This window comes from Pseudomonas chlororaphis subsp. piscium, assembly GCF_003850345.1.
Lineage (GTDB): Bacteria > Pseudomonadota > Gammaproteobacteria > Pseudomonadales > Pseudomonadaceae > Aquipseudomonas > Aquipseudomonas piscium.
In genome coordinates this window covers 2184319-2203690 of sequence record NZ_CP027707.1, presented here as the reverse complement: position 1 = coordinate 2203690, position 19372 = coordinate 2184319, and the positions used below count along the sequence as shown (strand labels likewise).

21 protein-coding genes are annotated in these 19372 nt (G+C 61.6%); 12 read left to right on the top strand and 9 right to left on the bottom strand.

Going from position 1 to position 19372, the window contains the following annotated elements; translation table 11 throughout:
* The first annotated feature begins 36 nt into the window (after positions 1 to 36).
* Entirely contained in the window at positions 37 to 1194 is a 1158-nt protein-coding gene (locus tag C4K38_RS10060; RefSeq protein WP_053278180.1) for an MFS transporter, read from the top strand.
* Between the two features lie 47 nt (positions 1195 to 1241).
* Here C4K38_RS10060 and C4K38_RS10055 read toward each other — a convergent pair whose 3' ends face one another.
* Positions 1242 to 2780 (bottom strand): nucleobase:cation symporter-2 family protein, encoded by a 1539-nt coding sequence (locus C4K38_RS10055; RefSeq protein ID WP_053278179.1) that lies wholly within the window; start codon positions 2778 to 2780, stop codon positions 1242 to 1244.
* Between the two features lie 237 nt (positions 2781 to 3017).
* Between C4K38_RS10055 and C4K38_RS10050 the strand changes: the two genes are divergently transcribed.
* On the top strand, positions 3018 to 3437 hold the full coding sequence (locus tag C4K38_RS10050; protein WP_053278178.1) for a hypothetical protein: 420 nt from the start codon (positions 3018 to 3020) through the stop codon (positions 3435 to 3437).
* Positions 3438 to 3498: 61 nt separating this feature from the next.
* Entirely contained in the window at positions 3499 to 3921 is a 423-nt protein-coding gene (locus tag C4K38_RS10045; protein WP_053278177.1) for a DUF4952 domain-containing protein, read from the top strand.
* 12 nt (positions 3922 to 3933) lie between these two features.
* Here the strand turns inward: C4K38_RS10045 and C4K38_RS10040 are convergent, their stop codons facing one another.
* Both C4K38_RS10040 and C4K38_RS10035 read right to left on the bottom strand, forming a co-directional pair.
* On the bottom strand, positions 3934 to 4770 hold the full coding sequence (locus C4K38_RS10040; protein ID WP_053278176.1) for an arylamine N-acetyltransferase family protein: 837 nt from the start codon (positions 4768 to 4770) through the stop codon (positions 3934 to 3936).
* A 292-nt stretch (positions 4771 to 5062) separates the two neighbouring features.
* Positions 5063 to 6625, bottom strand: coding sequence for a sensor domain-containing diguanylate cyclase (locus C4K38_RS10035; RefSeq protein ID WP_053278175.1), 1563 nt, complete (start codon positions 6623 to 6625; stop codon positions 5063 to 5065).
* A 265-nt stretch (positions 6626 to 6890) separates the two neighbouring features.
* Here C4K38_RS10035 and C4K38_RS10030 point away from each other — a divergent pair, with 265 nt between their 5' ends.
* The gene (locus tag C4K38_RS10030) at positions 6891 to 7379 is read left to right on the top strand and encodes a hypothetical protein (protein WP_053278174.1); all 489 of its coding nucleotides are present in this window, start codon (positions 6891 to 6893) and stop codon (positions 7377 to 7379) included.
* Between the two features lie 51 nt (positions 7380 to 7430).
* Here C4K38_RS10030 and C4K38_RS10025 read toward each other — a convergent pair whose 3' ends face one another.
* The gene (locus tag C4K38_RS10025; RefSeq protein ID WP_053278173.1) at positions 7431 to 8285 is read right to left on the bottom strand and encodes a LysR family transcriptional regulator; all 855 of its coding nucleotides are present in this window, start codon (positions 8283 to 8285) and stop codon (positions 7431 to 7433) included.
* Between the two features lie 95 nt (positions 8286 to 8380).
* Between C4K38_RS10025 and C4K38_RS10020 the strand changes: the two genes are divergently transcribed.
* The 3 genes from C4K38_RS10020 (at position 8381) to tal (ending at position 11363) form a co-directional block, all read left to right on the top strand.
* Positions 8381 to 9019: an FMN-dependent NADH-azoreductase gene (locus C4K38_RS10020; RefSeq protein WP_053278172.1), complete on the top strand. Its 639-nt coding sequence runs from the start codon at positions 8381 to 8383 to the stop codon at positions 9017 to 9019.
* A 227-nt stretch (positions 9020 to 9246) separates the two neighbouring features.
* Positions 9247 to 10248, top strand: coding sequence for a tRNA dihydrouridine(20/20a) synthase DusA (gene dusA, locus C4K38_RS10015; protein ID WP_081001448.1), 1002 nt, complete (start codon positions 9247 to 9249; stop codon positions 10246 to 10248).
* A gap of 188 nt (positions 10249 to 10436) precedes the next feature.
* Positions 10437 to 11363 (top strand): transaldolase, encoded by a 927-nt coding sequence (tal, locus tag C4K38_RS10010; protein WP_025804199.1) that lies wholly within the window; start codon positions 10437 to 10439, stop codon positions 11361 to 11363.
* A 75-nt stretch (positions 11364 to 11438) separates the two neighbouring features.
* Here tal and rssC read toward each other — a convergent pair whose 3' ends face one another.
* Positions 11439 to 11921 carry an anti-sigma factor antagonist RssC gene (gene rssC, locus C4K38_RS10005; protein WP_025804200.1) on the bottom strand — a complete coding sequence of 161 codons (483 nt, stop codon included), beginning with the start codon at positions 11919 to 11921 and terminating at the stop codon, positions 11439 to 11441.
* The gene (gene rssB, locus C4K38_RS10000) at positions 11921 to 13102 is read right to left on the bottom strand and encodes a two-component system response regulator RssB (RefSeq protein ID WP_053278170.1); all 1182 of its coding nucleotides are present in this window, start codon (positions 13100 to 13102) and stop codon (positions 11921 to 11923) included. Before rssB ends, rssC begins: the two co-directional genes overlap by 1 nt.
* A 278-nt stretch (positions 13103 to 13380) precedes the next feature.
* On the opposite strand from rssB, the gene C4K38_RS09995 reads away from it, so the two are divergent.
* The gene (locus C4K38_RS09995) at positions 13381 to 13680 is read left to right on the top strand and encodes a PilZ domain-containing protein (RefSeq protein ID WP_053278169.1); all 300 of its coding nucleotides are present in this window, start codon (positions 13381 to 13383) and stop codon (positions 13678 to 13680) included.
* Between the two features lie 59 nt (positions 13681 to 13739).
* Here the strand turns inward: C4K38_RS09995 and C4K38_RS09990 are convergent, their stop codons facing one another.
* Positions 13740 to 14423 carry an MlaA family lipoprotein gene (locus C4K38_RS09990; protein ID WP_053278168.1) on the bottom strand — a complete coding sequence of 228 codons (684 nt, stop codon included), beginning with the start codon at positions 14421 to 14423 and terminating at the stop codon, positions 13740 to 13742.
* A gap of 202 nt (positions 14424 to 14625) precedes the next feature.
* Between C4K38_RS09990 and pcrP the strand changes: the two genes are divergently transcribed.
* Together pcrP and C4K38_RS09980 are read left to right on the top strand one after the other, a co-directional pair.
* Positions 14626 to 15246, top strand: coding sequence for an HAD superfamily inactivated hydrolase PcrP (gene pcrP / locus C4K38_RS09985; RefSeq protein ID WP_053278167.1), 621 nt, complete (start codon positions 14626 to 14628; stop codon positions 15244 to 15246).
* A gap of 113 nt (positions 15247 to 15359) precedes the next feature.
* Positions 15360 to 15623 (top strand): DUF4404 family protein, encoded by a 264-nt coding sequence (locus tag C4K38_RS09980; RefSeq protein ID WP_007926964.1) that lies wholly within the window; start codon positions 15360 to 15362, stop codon positions 15621 to 15623.
* A gap of 45 nt (positions 15624 to 15668) precedes the next feature.
* On the opposite strand, the gene queF is transcribed toward C4K38_RS09980, so the two are convergent.
* The gene (queF, locus tag C4K38_RS09975) at positions 15669 to 16499 is read right to left on the bottom strand and encodes an NADPH-dependent 7-cyano-7-deazaguanine reductase QueF (RefSeq protein WP_053278166.1); all 831 of its coding nucleotides are present in this window, start codon (positions 16497 to 16499) and stop codon (positions 15669 to 15671) included.
* Positions 16500 to 16567: 68 nt separating this feature from the next.
* Positions 16568 to 17122 carry a copper-resistant cuproprotein CopI gene (gene copI, locus C4K38_RS09970; RefSeq protein WP_053278165.1) on the bottom strand — a complete coding sequence of 185 codons (555 nt, stop codon included), beginning with the start codon at positions 17120 to 17122 and terminating at the stop codon, positions 16568 to 16570.
* Between the two features lie 155 nt (positions 17123 to 17277).
* On the opposite strand from copI, the gene C4K38_RS09965 reads away from it, so the two are divergent.
* A complete protein-coding gene (locus C4K38_RS09965) occupies positions 17278 to 17958 on the top strand; it encodes a heavy metal response regulator transcription factor (RefSeq protein ID WP_025804207.1) in 681 nt (226 codons plus the stop codon).
* Positions 17958 to 19319 (top strand): heavy metal sensor histidine kinase, encoded by a 1362-nt coding sequence (locus C4K38_RS09960; RefSeq protein ID WP_053278164.1) that lies wholly within the window; start codon positions 17958 to 17960, stop codon positions 19317 to 19319. The genes C4K38_RS09965 and C4K38_RS09960 overlap by 1 nt, the downstream gene beginning before the upstream one ends.
* The last annotated feature ends 53 nt before the right edge of the window (positions 19320 to 19372 follow it).

Genomic DNA, 19372 nt, shown 5'->3' with positions numbered 1-19372 from the left:
TTTGAGCGCCCGATCCATCGGGCGCAGGTGTCTTTTATGAACAAAACCCTGTTGGCCGCGCTGATCCTCGGCATCTCGATTGTCGGCCTGAGCATCGGCTCCACCGTGCCGGTCATTGCCTTGCGCCTGTATCAGGCCGGCGCCTCGAACACCCAGATCGGCATCATGTCGGCCCTCCCCGCCGCCGGCATGATGCTGTCGGCTTTCCTGGTGAACGGCCTGTGCCAGAGGCTCAGCCGCCGGCAGATCTACCTGCTGTGCTTCAGCCTGTGCGCCCTCAGCATCGGCGCCCTGGAAATCCCCGGGATCAGCCTGACCGGCCTGGGGCTGGCGCGGATCGTCATGGGCTTCGGCGCCGGACTGATCATCATTCTGGGAGAAACCTGGGTCAACGAGATGGCCGCGGACACCGTGCGCGGGCGAGTGATTGCGGTCTACACCACCTGCTTCACGGTGTTCCAAATGATTGGCCCCGGCCTGGTGGCCCTGCTCGGCACCGAGGGTCCGGCAGTGATCGCCAGCGTCAGCGCGGGCTACCTGCTGGCCATTGCGGTGATCTGGCTGACCCTGCCACGCCAGCGCCCTGTCGCCGGACATGCCGAGAACCAGAGCTTCTCGGTACTGGGTTTTATCCGGGTGGCGCCGGCGCTGTGCGTGGGCATCCTGTTCTTCGCCTTCTTCGATACGGTGATTCTCTCGCTGTTTCCGGTCTACGCCGCGACTCACGGCTACGCCATCAAGCTCGCGGCGCTGATGGTCAGCATCATTCTGCTGGGGGATGCGGCGTTCCAGTTTCCCCTGGGCTGGCTGTCGGACAAGGCCGGACGCGCCGCCATCTACCTGGGCTGCGGCGTGGCGTCGTTGGTGATCGGCCTGGGGCTGCCACTGTTGATGAACTACCCGGCGCTGCTCTGGCCGAGCCTGGTGATACTCGGCGCGGCGGCCGGCGGGGTGTATACCCTGGCGATCATCCTGATCGGCCAGGCGTTCAGCGGCCCCGACCTGGTCACGGCTAACGCCAGCGCAGGATTGTTGTGGGGGATCGGCAGCCTGCTGGGCCCACTGCTCAGCGGTGCAGCCATGAGCGGTGGCGCCCACGGCCTGCCTTTGACGCTGTCGGTGGCGGCCGCCGTGGTGGTGGTGTTCGCCTTGTCGCTGGTCCGGCAAGGACTGCCGGACCGGGTCACGGAGTAGCTAGCCGCCAGGCCTGGACCGATTGCGTCCAGCCTGGCGACTCAGCCCTAGACCTTGCTGATTTCGACCGCGCCCGTGGCATGGGCCGAGGGCTGATGGGCAGCTGGAGAATGCTCGCCATGGGACGTATCCACCACCGGGATCTCGTTACCCTCGGCATCGTGCAGCTTGCCGCCGCTGAAATAATCACCCTCGCGCAACACCGCCAGGTCCTGGTAGCGCAGGGTGCGCTCGGACGCCACGGCGAACACCGATTGCTGGTCCGAGTTGCCCAGGGTGAAGTGGTTGAAGGTCAGGTTCAGCACGATGGCCATGATCGCCGACGAGCTGATGCCGGAATGGAAGATGGTGGCGAACCAGCTCGGGAAGTGGTCGTAGAAGTTCGGCGCGGCGATGGGAATCATGCCGAAGCCGATCGAGGTGGCGACAATGATCAGGTTGACGTTGTTGCGGTAGTCGACCTTGGACAGGGTCCGGATACCGCTGGCTGCCACGGTGCCGAACAGCACGATACCGGCACCGCCGAGCACCGAGGTCGGCACCGCGGCAATCACCCGCCCCATGAACGGCAGCAGGCCGAGGATCACCAGGAACACCCCGCCGGTAGCCACCACGTAGCGGCTCTTGATCCCGGTCACCGCCACCAGCCCGACGTTCTGGGCAAAGGCGCTCTGGGTGAAGGAACCGAAGATTGGCGCGATCATGCTCGACAGCATGTCGGCGCGCAGGCCGTTGCCCAGGCGCTTGGAGTCGACCTTGGTATCGATGATCTCACCCACCGCAAGGATGTCGGCCGAGGTCTCCACCAGGGTCACCATGACCACGATGCACATCGACAGGATGGCGGCGACATGGAAGGTCGGCATGCCGAAATGAAACGGCGCTGGAAAGCCGAACATCGGCCCCTGGGTGACCATGGAGAAATCGGCCATGTCCAGGAACACCGCGATGATCGTCCCCACCACCATCGCCAGCAGGATCGACAGGCGGGAGATGGTCGCGCTGCCGATCTTGCTCAGCAGCAACACCAGGACCAGGGTGATCGCCGCCAGGCCGATATTGGCCATGCTGCCGAAGTTTTCCGCATGGCTGTTGCCACCCATGGCCCAGCGCGCGGCCACTGGCATCAGGGTCAGACCGATGGTGGTGATCACAATGCCCGTGACCAGCGGCGGAAAGAACTGGGTGATGCGTGAAAATACCGGAGTGATCAGCAGACCGATCAACGAGGCGGCGATCACCGCCCCGAGGATCGACTGGAAGCCTCCTTCGCCCCCACTGCTGACAATCGCCACCATGGTCGCCACACCCGAGAAGGACACACCTTGGACCAGCGGCAGCTGACAACCGAAAAACGGCAGGCCGAGGGTTTGCAGGAGAGTCGCCAGGCCGCCGGCGAACAACGACGCCGCGATCAGCAAGCCGATGTCCGCCGGTGCCAGGCCGGCAGCCTGGCCGACGATCAAAGGCACCGCAACGATACCGCCATACATGGTCAAAACATGCTGCAGGCCGTAGGCCATATTCGCGCCAAGACCCAGGTTTTCATCTTCAGGCCGTTGCGGTGAAACGGAGGGCGTTTTCATGGTTGGGGGGTTCCCTGGTTTTTGTTATGGGGCACACTGTATTCAACAGTAGAGACAAATGTCTATAGAGTTGTATACACTTTATTCGGTGCCGCCCAACCTCATAAACTCGCGACATCCGATAGCCATCCCCTGCCTTTCACCTCCCGAACACCGCGCCAGACACCCTGATAGAATCCCCGCCTCCAAGGGCGCCCACCCAGGCAACACCCTTCGTCTACGCACGGAAGCGCTTGAATGAATCATCTATGGCAAACCTTTATCCTCGCCTATGGCAGCTTCCGCACAGTCATAGTGCTACAGGGCTTCGCGATTGCAGTATTCGGTGCCTGTTTCGCCGATAGCCTGTGGCAAGGGTTCTGGTTTGCCCTTGGGGCATTCGCCTTGTTCGTCAGCGGTGGCCTGCTGTTTGGCTTTCTGCCCATGGCACTGGCGTTTACCCCGCTGTACGCCCTGCTCTGCGCCAAGGGCCTAGCCAATTGGCTCAGCAGCCTGCTGCTGGGATTGACGATTGCTGGAGTACTCTGCCTCCACCCAGCCTTGCGCTTGCTGATGCCGTTCTGGCTGCTGGACAGTGCGTTGATTGCGCTGCTGACTCACTGGACGTATCGGCGCCAGCTGAAGGATGGTTATGAGCGGATACCTTTGTGGCGCTGACCCTGAGCTGCCTGAGGGCTTTGCTCAACAACAGACTGCTCAGCCAGGAAGGAATCGCCACGTGAACAGATGCCTGTCGATCCTGATCGGCCCTGCGTTGTTGATGCTGGCGTCCAGCGCCCAGGCCGCGCCGGTCTGCGGCGATTTCCTGGCACAAATCGGCAATAAACCCGCCTATATCGAGTTCCTCGAGTGTCACGCCGAACCCGAGCTGCAGACCAAGCCGCTGCGCGCCACCTATCGCCTGGCGGGGCGTGATGCCCAGGCCGCCGAACGCTACCTGGGCGAGCAGTTCCGGATGCCACCCCTGCGGCACTCCTGCTGCGTCTGGGATGCGCCGCCAGGCTTCTACCGCGACCCGCGCAGCCAGCTGGGCTACAGCCTGTTCATGGGGTCGGCGGAAACCTTCGTCGATCGCCGCGAAGCCTGGGGAGATATCGACTATTTCTATCTGACTATCGACCTCGACACCGAGGAACCCTGAAGCCCGGGGCAATCAGGCCGGTTGCGGCAGCGCGAGCAATTCGCCGAGGGCTTCACGCAGCCGCGGATGCTGCGGGACCCGAATGGCAAACTCGTTCTGCAACAGAGCAATCAGCTCGTCGGGGTCGGTGATCTGCCGCCGCTCGCTGTCCTGGCCCAGGCGATGCACGGCGTAGCTGCCGTTGTGAAGGGTCCGGCGCAGGCCTGCGCCCGTCAGCGCGACCTTCAATTGACCGAGAAACGGCGAGTTCTTGTGGGTCGACACGAACCAGTTACCCATTTCGTAATCCACGGCTTCCTGCCGCTGCAGGTCGAATACATACATCGCCCGCCATTCGCCGGCGACCTTGGCGCGCAGGGTGTAACTGCCGTCACGCTCGGTGATGCGATAGGGCTCATGGGGCGTGGCCTGCTCGTCCTCGGTATCGAGCAGCAGCGGCGCGGCGGGCACCATGCCGCCAAAGCCCACATCCGAGACATAACGCACGCCATCCAGGGTCAGCAGCACCAGGCGGTGAGCGCGCGCGGACCAGGCATCTTCCGGCCCGCCCATCACCACCCGCCCGGTAATGCCGCGCGCCTCGTAGCCTAGGTGCTGCAACAGCACCTGGTACATCTGGTTGAGTTCGTAGCAATAGCCGCCACGGCCCTCATGCAGGACCTTGTGTTCCACCGAGGCCAGGTCGATCGGCACCGGCACGCGCAACAGGGTCGACAGGCTTTCGAAGGCGAAGGTGCTGGTATGGCGCAACTGCAGCTCGCGCAGGGTCGCCAGGGTCGGCGGCGGCGCGCTGTCGTAGCCGAGCCGTTGTAGGTAAAGCGCGAAGTTCATCAGGTGGGGCTGACTCATGGAGTTGTCCTTATGCATGAGGTGTCGCGTATCGGCGCTATGTATAAGCCATAAAAGCCCCGAACCGACAATTGATTTGGCCAATATCCCTGCTCGAAACAGCCCGTTAATGGGCCGCCTTCACTGCCGGAAAAACCGGCCATATCAACCAGAAGGCGTGCAACGCAATCCTGCATCTGGAGGCGAAGCAGGCAGGAATCGTGCGTCATGAACCGGAGTGAGGCAATGTCTCGAACACCAGCTGGATTACCCGGATTAGAACCGAGTACCCGGAGGCATAGGCAACAGGCTGTCAGCGATCCGAGCGAGCCAACGGCTGGCTGACGCTCTCGATCGCCACCTGATTGCGCCCGGATTTCTTGGCCTGATACAGCGCGGCATCGGCGTGCTTGAGAAAGGCTTCGCTGCTGTCGCTCCCACTCGGCACGAAGCAGTAGCAACCCAGGCTGAGGGTGACCCGGCCGAAGGGCGAGCCGGTATGCGGGATGTTTTTCTCCATGAGGCTGCGACGGATCTGCTCGGCCATGGCGAGAGCGCCCGGCATCTCGGTGTCGGGCAACAGGACCACGAATTCCTCCCCGCCATAACGCACCGCCAAGTCGGCCTTGCGCTGGCAGCAATCCCTCAGCACTTGCGCCACCTCGGCCAGGCACCGGTCCCCGGCGACATGGCCGTAGGTGTCGTTGTAGCGCTTGAAGAAATCGATATCGAGCATGATCAGGCTCAGCGGGCTCGCCTGCCGCCCTCCGCGCCCGAACTCGGTCTCCAGCGCCCGCTCGAACAGCCGGCGATTGGCCAGGCCGGTCAGGCTGTCATGGGTCGCGATCACTTCCAGCGCCGCCTGCGCGGTCCGCAGGTCAGCCTCGATGCGCTCGCCGTTGCGCACCTGATGCACGAAGACCCAGCCGAACAGACCGATTCCCATAACCACCAGGGCGACAATGGCGCTGGACTGGTAGGCGCTGGCATACCAGTCCTTGAGGACCGCATCCTTCGAGCTGGCTGCGCCGACCACCAGCGGGTAAGCCTCCAGCTGGCGATAGCCGTAGAGCCGCATCTTGTTGTCGACCAGCGAACGAATCATCGCCGTACCCGAGGGAGACTCAGGCAAGTACCTGCTGAAAATCTCCCCGCGCGCCAGGGACGCGCCGATCTGCCGCTCCTCCAGCGGGCGCCGCGCCAGCAAGGTGCCATCGGACAGGGCAAGGAACATGGTGCCGTTGTCATCGATGTCGAAGCTTTTGAAGAACTGGTCGAAATAGGCCAGCCTGATGCCGGCCATCAACACGCCCTCGAAATTGCCCTGCCTGTCATTCAAGCGCCGCGACAGCGGAATGATCCACTCGCCGCTTTCCCGACTGCGGATCGCCGGGCCGACGTGAGCCAGCAAGGAGGTGTTCTGCTGATGGAAGCGGAAGTAGTCCCGGTCGACCACCCCCTCTCCAAGCGGTATCTGATTGGACGAGGTGACGACCCAGTGCCCCGTCTGATCAAACAAGTACAGGCTATGCAGTTGCTTGAGCGCCAGTGCCCTCTGCGCAAAGATCTTCTGTAGGAAAGGCTTTTGCACCGAGCCGTAACCATCCTTCTGAATCCAGTCGGCCAGGCTGGCCAGCACCAGATCGGCCTCGACGAAGGTATCTTCGGCCTGCTGCGCCATGGCCCGGGCCAGGTTCGACGAGGCGACCTGCGCCCGCGCCATATCGTAGTGATAGGACTGCGCCAGCTGCAGATAAAGCAGGCCGCACAGGCACAGGCAAACCATCGAAATGAATACCACCGCGGCCTTGAGCAGCGGGAGTCGCTTCAAGGTTCGGTCGGAAGAATGGTGAGGATCGTGAATCGGGATAGGCAAAGCATCATCCTGGCAGGGTAAGGCATGCTATGCAGCCGGGCGCCGTTAGTGGCCAATCCTAAGAGGTAATACCGGACAATTCAGGGTGGCACCTTCTGAAAATGTAGAGCATTTTTCTGATGCCCATCAGGGATATATAAGAAACACCTCGTCACAATACAAGCATCGTTATCCTGCAGGTGGTCATGAATCGCTGGTCACCGTCCGCCAAGGTAAAGTACCTTCCGAGACTACACTTACCCTCACATCACGATAGGAAGTCGGAATGAGTAAGGTCGATGAACTCGCCGCAAGGCTGAAACAAAAACAGGACAGCTGGGCCAAGGAAGACATCTCGGCAGACAAGGCTATCGAGCTGTGGCCTGCACAGGTCTATGAGATGTACCACCAGGTCGAGACCTGGCTGACTCCACTTTCAGAGGTCGGCCTGAATATCCGGCGCGTCCCCACTCGCGTATTCGAGAGCCACTCATCAGGCGCCACTTTCAACTACGCCATCGATCAGCTGCTGATCGAGGGCAACCATAAAAGCATCCTCCTCGATCCCATCGCCCGCTTCACCAGCGATGGCGCCGGGCGTGTCGAAATCCATGGCAAAGGCCCGGAACGCTACATGCTGCGCAACGGCAGCGAGCATGGTGAGGGACACTGGCTGATCCAGACGGTTCCCGGCTCGGACAAAACCAGGCCAGACCCGCTCGAGCTCAATGAAGACACCCTGTTGTCGGTAATCCAGGAAGGCCTGGATCTCTGACCTCCGCTCAAGCGACTGCCCCTCGGGCAGTCGCCCCGCTGAAGCCGGCAGCTAGACCCGCCGCGCCGCACAATAGGCCACTATCACCTGGGACAACGCAGCCACTATGCCCTGATCCGCGTCCCTGGCCGTGAACAGTCGGAACTCCGCATCAGGCAACGCCGGCAAACCATGCTCAGCCCCTAACACCGCAAGCCCCTGCCCCAACTGACTGGTGGCTATCGGCGCCACCGCGAACCCGGACAGGGCCGCTGTGCGCAACGCCGCGTTGCTCGGGCAAAGCATTGCCGTGCGCTGGGCAATTCCCGCTTGCGCCAGGCGCTGCAGGGCCACCGCCCGATAAGGGCATGGCTCGGGAAACAGCGCCAGCGGCAAGGGTGTCGGCAAGCGGCCGACCAGGTATGCGGAGCTGGCCCATACCAGTGGCTCCTGCCATAACAGCAGGCCCGGCTCACGGGTTTCACACAGCGAACCTATGACCACCTCAAGAGCACCCTGCTGCATGCGCTCCAACAGCGTGCCGGGAATATTCACCTGGATATCGATTTCCATGCCCGGGTACTGCGCCGCGAACTCCTGCAAAAGGCGCAGCAGGCGGGGCTCGACAAAGTCCTCGGACATGCCGATCCGCACCCGGCCGTGAAACGGCGAACGCGTCAACTCGGCCCAGGCATCGCGGTTCAAGGCGAGGATGGCTCGGGCATAGGCCATCAGGCGCTCGCCATCGGCGGTCAAGTGCTGGGAGCGCGTGGTACGGGTCAGCAGCGGCTTGCCGACCTGCTCTTCCAGGCGCCGCAGATGCCCGCTGACCGCCGACTGTGTCAGGTGCAGCCGTTCAGCGGCACGGCTGAAGCCTTCCTCGTCCACCACCGTCACAAAGGTCTTGAGCAACAGAACATCGAACATATAGAGATACGTGATTAATCAGCTATTTATTTACGATTTATATTCCGTTAAGCGCTATGTTGCAATGCCCGGCATTCCTCCTCCGAGATGCCCCCATGACCCGCCTGCTGCATATCCAATGCTCCCCCCGCAAAGAGCGCTCCGCCTCGCAACAAATCGCCCGCGGTTTTATCGACCGCTACCAGACCCACCATCCCCACACCGAAGTCAGCACCCTGGACCTGTGGAGCCTGGACCTGCCGGAGTTCGACCAGCACGCCCTGGACGCCAAATACGCCGGACTGCAAGGCATAGCCCTGTCCCCCGACCAGCAAGACGCCTGGAACACCCTCGAAACCCTCGCCGCCCACCTGCACAACGCCGACCTGCTGGTACTCTCCGTGCCCCTGTGGAACTACAGCATCCCCTACAAGCTCAAGCACTTCATCGACCTGGTCACGCAGAAAGACATCCTCTTCAGCTTCAGCGCCGAACACGGCCTGCGCGGCCTGCTGCACAACAAAACCGCGGTCGTCGCCTACGCCCGCGGCCTCGACTTCTCAGCGCAATCCGCCACACCGGCGGAACGCTTTGACTTCCAGAAGCCCTACGTCGAGGCCTGGCTGAAGTTCGTCGCAGTCACCCAGGTGCACGCGCTGATCGTGGAAAAGACCATCCTGGGGTATGAGGTGGATCAAGCGGCGCGGCAAGAGGCTGGGAATCGGGCTCGGGAGCTGGCGGACAGCCTCAAGTGATGCAAATGCAGCGAAAATTCGCCTAACCGCGCCGTTATCGAACCACACAAAAAAAGCGGGCGACCTTAAGGCCGCCCGCTTTTTTATTACCCTGCCGCTGCTCATACAACCAACCGAAATATAGGGACCAAAGACCATTCATCCTCCTGGTACGCTCGCCCTTCCAACCCCGGAACGCCATTCCTGATAAACTTCCCCTCCTTCGCCTCACCCATCCAGATTGCCCAATGCTCTTATCTTCTGCTCCAACTGACTCGCCAGTCCTTTCTCGCCGCTTCTCCGTGGCGCCCATGATGGACTGGACGGATAGGCACTGCCGCTTCTTCCTGCGTCTGCTGTCCAAGCACGCCCTGCTCTACACCGAGATGGTCACCACCGGTGCGTTGCTCAATGGCGATCATGAGCGCTTTCTGCGTCATGACGAGTCCGAGCATCCCTTGGCGTTGCAGTTGGGTGGCAGTACGCCGGCGGATCTGGCGGCTTGTGCGCGGATGGCGCAGGAGCATGGTTACGACGAGGTGAACCTCAACGTTGGCTGTCCGAGCGATCGGGTGCAGAACAACATGATCGGCGCCTGCCTGATGGGACATCCGGGGTTGGTGGCCGATTGTGTGAAGGCGATGCGCGATGCGGTGAGCATTCCGGTAACGGTCAAGCATCGGATCGGCATCAATGGCCGCGACAGTTATGCAGAACTGTGCGATTTCGTCGGCCAGGTGCGCGAGGCTGGTTGCACCAGTTTTACCGTGCATGCGCGGATCGCGATTCTTGAGGGGCTGTCGCCGAAGGAAAACCGTGACATTCCTCCCCTGCGTTATGACGTGGCGGCACGGTTGAAGACGGACTTCCCTGAGTTGGAGATCATCCTCAACGGCGGCATCAAGACCCTGGAAGCCTGCCACGAGCACTTGCAGACCTTCGACGGGGTGATGCTGGGCCGCGAGGCCTATCACAACCCCTACCTGCTGGCGGAGGTGGATCAACAGTTGTTCGGCAGCACGGCACCGGTGATTTCCCGGGCCGAGGCGCTGGCGCAATTGCGGCCTTATATCGCCAGGCACCTGGCCACAGGCGGCGCCATGCACCATATCACTCGCCATGTACTGGGGCTGGGCACCGGTTTTCCGGGGGCACGCAAGTTCCGTCAGCTGCTCTCGGTGGACATCCACAAGGCCAAGGATCCGCTGGCGCTGCTGGATCAGGCAGGACAGTTGCTCGAAGGCCGTTAACGGTCACGCGGGTTGAACCTGACGGGTGTTTTGGCATCGTAGTAGACGGATAACGCCCCAGCATTCAAACACCTGTTTTCAGGTTGTTGCCCTTGGGGCTGGTTTAGGCATCCGGTTACGTATTCACGCCCTTGAGCGGTTGTCAGCGCTCGGGTAATGTCAACAGACCCACAGGACAGAGCACTCTCATGACTTCCAAGCTGGAACAACTCAAGCAGTTCACCACCGTGGTTGCCGATACCGGCGACTTCGACGCTATCGCCCGGGTCAAACCGGTAGACGCCACCACCAACCCTTCCCTGCTGCTCAAGGCCGCGGCCATTCCGGGTTACGCCGAGCTGCTGAACGCCAGTGTCAGCGACGTCAAGGGCGATATCGGCCTGGCCAGCGACCGTTTTGGCGTCGCGGTGGGCAAAGAAATTCTGAAAGTGATCCCGGGCCGCATTTCCACCGAAGTGGATGCACGTCTGTCGTTCGACACCGACGCCATGCTCAAGCGCGCCCATCGCCTGATCGAGCTGTACGACAAGGCCGGCATCGGCCGTGACCGCGTACTGATCAAGATCGCCTCCACCTGGGAAGGCATCCGCGCCGCCGAGCAACTGGAACGCGAAGGCATCCAGACCAACCTGACCCTGCTGTTCTCCTTCGCCCAGGCAATCGCCTGCGCCGAGGCCGGCGTGTTCCTGATCTCGCCGTTCGTGGGCCGTATCTACGACTGGTACAAGAAGGCCAGCGGCAACGATTATACCGGTGCCGACGATCCAGGCGTGCAGTCGGTGACCCGCATCTACAACTACTACAAGGCCAATGACTACAAGACCGTGGTCATGGGCGCCAGCTTCCGCAACCTGAACCAGATCGAGCAACTGGCCGGCTGCGACCGCCTGACCATCAGCCCCGACCTGATCGAGAAACTGGCCGCCGACACCGGCAAGCTGGAGCGCAAACTGGCTCCGGGCCACGCTGGCGAAGCCCGCCAGAGCCTGAACGAAGCACAGTTCCGCTGGGCCTCCAACGAAGACGCCATGGCCACCGAGAAACTGGCCGAAGGCATCCGTCAGTTCGCCCGCGACCAGGAAAAACTCGAGGCGCTGCTGGCCGCCAAGCTCTGATCGAGCGAGCACCAACGCAAAAAGGGCGAACCCTCGCGGGTCCGCCCTTTTTTATGCGCTGACGCTTTTATCGGATCAGTGACGCTCCAGGGCGTTCACCAGATCGTGGAAAGCCTCGCGGTTGGAGTCGTTCAAGCCCATGAGGATCTTGTGCGCTTCCAGCACCTTGAGCCGCACCACTTCTTCCGACTGATCCTGGGATGGCAGGTCGGTCAGGCATTCCGGGCATGGGATCGGACGGTCAACGATGTTGAACACCTGATCGAAGCCCATGGACTGCAGCAGTCGGGTGATGTCTTCGTGGGTGGTGACGACGGTCGGCAACAGGCCGACCTTCTGCCGCGACAGGATCGACAGCTTGGCCAGCAGGCCCAGAGTGGTGCTGTCGATGCTGCGGGTTTCGGTCAGGTCGATCACGATCGCCGAGAAGTTCAGCGCCGTGAAGATCCGCTCAATAGTCGCATCCAGCGCCGAACACAGGGTCAGGCGCACTTCACCGACAAACTTCAGGACGAAGGTGCCGTCCTGCTCGGCGAATTGGATTCTACCGGTACTCATTAAAGATTCCTGCTCAACACCAACAGGGCGATATCATCCGGCATCTCCCCTAGCGTGGCCAATCCAAAAACCTGCCGCAGACCATCCAGGCTGCCGCCTGCCGTTCTCACCCGTTCAGGTAAGGCGGCTTCTTTTTCTTTGAGTGTGGGTTCCGGCAAAAGGTCCAGAATGCCATCAGACATCAGCGTCAAACTGAAGGTTGGAGGCAGTTCCAGAATGTGGTCTTCATAGGTGGCTTCATTGAACAAGCCCACCGGCAGACCGCGCCCTTCCAGGTAACGCACACTGTCTGGCGTGTACAACACAGGCAATGGCAGGTGTCCGCCAATGCTATAGGTCAACAAGCCCGTCTCCTCGTCGATGACGCCACCGACCATTGTCACGTGTTTACCCAGCTTACAGCTGATCAGGCCACGGTTGATATGGCCAAGGACTTCCGAGGGTTTGAATTCCGGCAAAGTGCCATTGCGCTTGGACTCGAACAGCAAGCGCGTGGTCATGAACTTGAGCAGTACCGTGACAAAGGCCGATGACGCGCCATGTCCGGAAACATCCGCCAGGTAAAAGGCTACGCGGCGCTCGTCGACACGGAAGTAGTCGACAAAATCGCCGGACAGGTACAACGACGGGATGATCTGGTGCGCGAACTTGAACTGATCGATAGTCCAGGGGCTCACCGGCAGCATGTTCATCTGCACCTGGCGCCCGGCGTTCTGGTCTTCCTGCAACAGGCTCAGGCTGGCTTCGAGCTCGCGGTTGGCGGCTTCCAGCTTCTCCCGGTAGCGCTGGTTTTCCAGCAGCAGCCGCGCACGATCCAGGGCCCGGCGCACCGAGTGCTCCAGCACAGCGAGGTCTTCCAACGGTTTGATCAGGTAGTCCGCCGCGCCCAGGCGCAGGGCCTCGACAGCGTCGTTCATCACACCGGCACCGGAGACCACGATGACCGGGATTTGCGGCTCGATGTCGGTTACCTGACGGATAAGTTCGAGGCCGCCCATCTGCGGCATGCGCAGATCGCAGATCACCAGGTCGGGCTTTTCCTGCTCGAACACCTGAAGTCCCTGCTGGCCGTTACTGGCCTGCAGGACGCTGAAGCCACTGTCTTCCAAATAGGCCGCGAGGCTCGCGCGCACTACTTCGTCGTCATCGATTATCAGCAGCGTGGCACTGGTTTTTGGCATGTGGGCAAACGGCGCCAGAATTAGGTTGGCGTAGGTGGCTGGGCACAATGCCTTGGCACACACTACTGGATTCGCTTTCTAGCCACTCTGGAAATGGAGCCAGGGCCCGCAGCCCTGCACGCTCGACCAATCAGAGGTGCCCTTCTAAGGCGCAGACGGTACTCCCATCCGCGGGGCGTTTCAAGCTCATGCCGATGGTCGCTGGACGTCTTTACACCTCAAATCACCGGGAGTTATAAGAACAGACAAATCCGCAACTTAAACGCAGGATGGAGCCTATGAGCCCAAACGATCGTGACTACAGTGAAAAGCGCGATTACATCCGCATGCGGGTGGATGCAGAGGTCACTTTGATCCACCAGGGCCAGGTGATTCCAGCCGTCTGCATCGACCTTTCCAGCAGTGGCATGCAGGTTCAGGCCCCACGCTCATTCAAGGTCGGCGACCAGCTCAGCGTGCGTATCGATTCCGAGCACGCCGCCCTCAGGGGACTGGAAGCGGACACCGAAGTGGTCTGGGTCACCGAGTTGGAAGGCAACGGCCAGAAACTTGGCCTTACAATCCTGAAGATGAACTGATTCTGAAACCCATGAAAAAGGCGGCCTCGGGGCCGCCTTTTTCATGACTGGGTCAAGGCTTAAAAATCGTCTTCGACCTTGCCGTCCTTGACCTTGAATTCGCGGTTCTGCAGGTAGGCATTGCGAATGAAGGTGTACTTGTCGCCACTGATCAGCTTCTCGCTCGACAGAAGGCTGGCGCGGGTGTCGACGACCTCCAGGGCAAATACGCTGTTACGTACCGGCACGTCGTTCACATAACGGTAACCGTCGGTGAAGCTGTCCACATACTTGGCCGGTGCGTCACGCAGGGTGCTCGGACCGAAGAACGGCAGCATCACGTAAGGACCGCTGCCGACGCCCCAGTAACCCAGGGTCTGGCCGAAGTCTTCATCGTTACGTTGCAAGCCCATCTTGGTGCTCACATCGAAGAAACCCGCCACACCGATGGTGGTGTTCATCAGCAGCCGCGCAGTGTCGACGGCAGCGGCATGGGGCTTGGCTTGCAGGATATCGTTGGCCAGGTTGCCGACATCGCCGATGTTACGGAAGAAGTTGTGAATGCCGTCTTCGAGAAATTGCGGCGTTACTGCCTGATAACCTTGTGCCAGAGGCTTCAACGCATAGGTGTCGATGGTGTCGTTGAAGGTGAAGATCGGGCGGTTGATGCTTTCCCACGGATCCTCTTCCGCGGCATGGGCCAAAACTGGCACCAACAGCATGCCGGCACACATAAGCTGAGCGAAACGATTGCTCCAGCGCATAGCAAAAACTCCTTGAATTATACTGTCGCGGGCGCTATGCCCTGGCGGTAAGCGAGCTAGTATAAGTCGGATATATCCATTTATGCAGCACTGGCACAGTGGTTCCCCCTCTCGCCCCTCGTTTGCAGGGCCTATTCACAGGGATGTCACCCAACGGTCATCTGCCGTCGATACTCTTGCAAGGTATTTCAGGGACGTCACGATGCCTCACGCCGAAGCCTTGCCTGTATCCGCCCCCACCTTGACCGCTGTGCTCTTTGGCCTCAGCGGTTGCCTGGTGGATTTCGGCGCGCGGATGCGCCTGCACAGCGCCGATCACCCGATCCTGGAACAGGCGCACGCCACCCACGGTGCCCTGGACATTCTGCACAGCCTGCAACATCAGGGCGTACCTTGTGCCTGGCTCGACGAGTTGCCCGCCACGCTCAGCCAGAGCCTGGCGAGTTCCCTACCCAACTGGGTCACCCCCTCCCCCAACACAGGCTCCCGCTGGCCAGCTCCCGACGCTTGCTGGCAAGCGCTGATGGCCCTGAATGTCAGCCGGCTGGACGGCTGCGTGCTGGTCAGCGGCGAACCGCGCCTGTTGCAATCGGGCCTCAACGCCGGCCTGTGGACCATCGGCCTGGCGTCCTGCGGCTCGCTCTGCGGCATGAGCCCGGCGCAATGGCAGGCACTGAGCCAGCAGGAGTGCGAGCTCAAGCGTGGCAAGGCGACCCTGCATCTATTCAGCCTTGGCGTGCACTCGGTGATCGACCATCTGGGCGAGCTGCCGACCTGCCTGGCCGACATCGGCCAGCGTCGCCTGAAGGGTGAAAAACCCTGACTTGATCAAGATCATGCACATTGCCCGTGAGTGGATTACGCTAAGGTTCAGACATGGACCTTTAGCGAATCGGCGCGGTCCATGGCTGTGACTATCAATGAAGGGAGAACGCCATGCCTGCCCGCGAACTGCAAGAACAGCTCAATACCCTGCGCGAGCAATTGGAGCAGAACCCACCGCTTTCGGAAGCAGAACGCGCCAATCTGCAGGAATTGATGCAACAGATCGAGCTCGAGCTCAAACTGGAAAACGCCACCCAGGACACCAGCCTGGCCGACGGGGTCAACCTCGCCGTCGAACGCTTCGAGCTTGAACACCCCGCCATTGCCGGAACCTTGCGCAACATCGTGCAAACCCTCGGCAACATGGGGATTTAACCCCTTACAGACAAAAAAGCCCCGCTACCAGAGCGGGGCTTTTCATTACTGGCGAACCAGTCGGAAGTTGGCGAAACTCGCGGTTTCGGTGCTGCGATACGGGTTGATGTCCAGACCGCCACGACGCACATAACGCGCATACACCGTCAGCTTCTCCGGCTGCAGCAAACGCTGCAGGTCGAGGAAAATCCGCTCCACGCATTGCTCGTGGAAGTCCGAGTGCTGACGGAAGCTCACCAGGTAGGCCAGTAGGCTGGCGTGATCCAGCGCCGGGCCACGGTACTCCACCACCACACTGCCCCAGTCCGGCTGGCTGGTAACCGGGCAATTGGATTTGAGCAGATGGCTGTGCACGCTCTCTTCGACGATCCGCGACCTGTCGCACTGCAGCAGCTCCGGACGTGGATGCTCATAGCTGCTGACGCTGATATCCAGCTCATCGATGCAGGTCCCCGGCAAGGCCACCACACCCTCCGCCTCCACTTCGCCCAGGCTGCGGATCCGCACGCCCACCGGCTTGCCGGCCGCCGCCGAGAGGTCGGCACGCAAGGTTTCTTCCAGGCTCTGACGGTCCGCGAAAGGCGTCTGGTTCAGCGAGTTGAGGTACAGCTTGAACGACTTCGACTCGATGATGTTCGGTGAGTCCGCCGGAATGCTGAACTCGGCGATGGCCACCACCGGCTTGCCGGAGGGCAGCAACCAGGACAATTCGAAGCAGTTCCAGAAGTCCACGCCTTTATAAGGCAGGGTGTCGGCGCTCAGGCCCAGCTCGGCCCATTTTGCCGCCCGCGGGATCGGGAACAGCAAGGACGGCGTGTAGGTGGAGACGTATTCACTGGACTTGCCCAGCGGCGAATGTTCGGCTGCGGGATGCATGGCGGAAACCTGACTGAAGAATCAGGCGATTCTATCAGTCTTTGCCTCCGCCTTTGAGCCCCAGGCGCTTACTGGCTGACGGTCAGCTTGCCGACCATGCCCGCCTGATAGTGCCCCGGGATATTGCAGGCGAACTCCAGGCTGCCGGCCTTGCTGAAGGTCCAGGTCAGCTCGGCGGTCTTGCCCGGCTCCACCAGCACGCTGTTCGGGTCGTCGTGCTTCATGCCAGGCATCGCGCCATGTCCCATGGCGGCGTGATCCATGGCCCCGGTGGGCATGTCTTTGACCGCGGTGGGCGTGAGCATTCCGCTCTGCTGCATCTTCAGCATTTCCTGCTGGTGCTTGGCATGCATGGCCGCATCTCCGAGGTTGAACTCGTGCAGCATCTGCCCCTTGTTGATCAACACGAAACGCACGGTCTCGCCAGCCTTGATATCCAGGGTCTTGGGACTGAACGACATGTCGCCCATGACCAGTTCCACCGTACGTGTCGCCTTGGAGGCCGAAGCCGCCTGACCGAAATCGTAGCTCTGCGCCGGCGATGCCCAGGCCGGCACATTCAACGCCAGCAGGCACGCGGCCAACGTCAATGAACGAGGTAAAACACCCTTAGGCAAAAACATAATCGCACTCCAACAAGATGAGGTTCAGCTTGTGTGAAACTCTAAGGCCGCACCGCTGCCAGCCAGCTGACTGCTAGATTACAACTTTGTCAGCTTGTACCGTGCGGCCGCCACCCACGGTATAAAGCCCGCGTTCCATTTGCCATGAGCCGCCCATGAAACTGCTGATCGTCGAAGACCAACCGAAAACCGGCCAATACCTGCGCCAGGGCCTGAGCGAGGCCGGCTTCAATGCCGAGCTGGTGGCCGATGGCACCACTGGCCAACACCTGGCGCTGACCGGCGACTACTCCCTGTTGATTCTCGACGTGATGCTGCCGGGCCGCGATGGCTGGCAGATCCTGCAAGCCGTACGCAGCGCCGGACTGGAGATACCGGTGCTGTTCCTCACCGCGCGCGATGCGGTGGAAGACCGGGTTCATGGTCTGGAACTGGGCGCCGACGATTACCTGGTCAAGCCTTTCGCCTTCTCCGAACTGCTGGCCCGGGTCCGCAGCCTGCTGCGCCGCGGCAGCTCCACGCCCCAGGAAACCACCCTGCAACTGGCGGACCTGCGCCTGGACCTGATTCGCCGGCGAGTCGAGCGCAGCGGCCAGCGCATCGACCTCACCGCCAAGGAGTTCTCGCTGCTGGAAATGCTCCTGCGGCGCCAGGGCGAAGTGCTGCCCAAGACGCTGATCGCCTCGCAGGTCTGGGACATGAACTTCGACAGCGACACCAACGTCATCGAGGTGGCGATCCGCCGTTTGCGCCTGAAGATCGATGACGATTACCCGAACAAACTGATCCACACCGTGCGCGGCATGGGCTACGTGCTCGAAGAGCGCCAGGCCTGATGCGCCGCTTGACCCTGAGCGGCCGCCTGGCCCTGTTGTTCGCTGGCTGCACCGCGGTGGTTTCGCTGCTCGCCGGGGTACTGTTCAGCCGTGCCAGCGAAGCGCACTTCATCGAACTCGACCAGCAACTGCTGGAAGGCAAGCTGATCGCCATGCGCAGCGCGCTGCAGGGTGCCGACGACCCACAGCGTTTTGCCGAACGCAAGACGCAGTTGCAGGATGAACTCAGCCATCAACCGGACCTGACGCTGCGGGTCACAGGCGCGGACGGCACCGTCTGGTTCGACAGTGCCAAGGCGCTACCGGCCGCCCCGGCCCAGCCGACCGGGCTGCACAGCCTGCAACACAAGGGTACCGCCTACCGCATCTACAGCGCGGCCCTGGAGCCTGGCCAAGCCGGCTCGCCAGAGCTGACCCTGATGCTAGACATCACTCATCACCAACACTTCCTGCAACGCATGCAGCATTTGATCTGGCTGACCGTCGGCCTTTCGGCCCTGGCCACTGCGCTGCTCGGGGCCTGGGCCGCGCGCAGCGGCCTGCGTCCGCTACGGCGGATGAGCGAGGTGGCCGCGGGTGTTTCCGCCAGCTCGCTGACCCAGCGTCTGCCGGAGCAGCAGATGCCCGGCGAACTGGCGGAACTGGCCCACGCCTTCAATGCCATGCTCGGGCGCCTGGACGACTCCTTCCAGCGCCTCTCCGCGTTCTCGGCGGACATCGCCCATGAACTGCGCACCCCGCTGTCGAACCTGCTGACCCACACCCAGGTCACCCTCACCCGCCCACGGGCGCTGGAAGACTATCGCGAAGCCCTGCACAGCAACCTCGAAGAGCTGCAGTGGATGGCCCAACTGGTCAACGACATGCTCTACCTGGCCAAGGCCGACCACGGCCTGCTGACGCCGAAACGTGAAGCCCTGGAGCTGGGTGACGAAACCGACATGCTGCTGGAGTTCTATACGCCGCTAGCCGAAGACGCCGGCATCGCCCTGGGGCGCGAAGGCAGCGCGAAAATCCAGGGTGACCGCAGCATGTTGCGCCGCGCCCTTTCCAACCTGCTGGACAATGCCCTGCGCTTCACCCCGGCCGGCGGCGAAGTGAGGGTGCGGCTTGGCGAGACCGCCAAGGGTTCATACCTGCGGGTGGAAAACACCGGCGAAGGCATTCCGCCTGAACGCTTGCCACGGCTGTTCGACCGCTTCTACCGCGCCGACCCGGCGCGCCATGAAGGCAGCAGTGAACATGCGGGCTTGGGGCTGGCCATCACCCAATCGATCATCCGTGCCCATGGCGGGCAGATTAGTTGCGAATCGGCGCAGGGCCGGACGAGCTTTGTGATTGAGTTGCCGAGGCAGGACTAGCGGAGGGCTGGCGAGCAAGCTCCCCGGAGGAGCGAGCTTGCTCGCGATGGCGG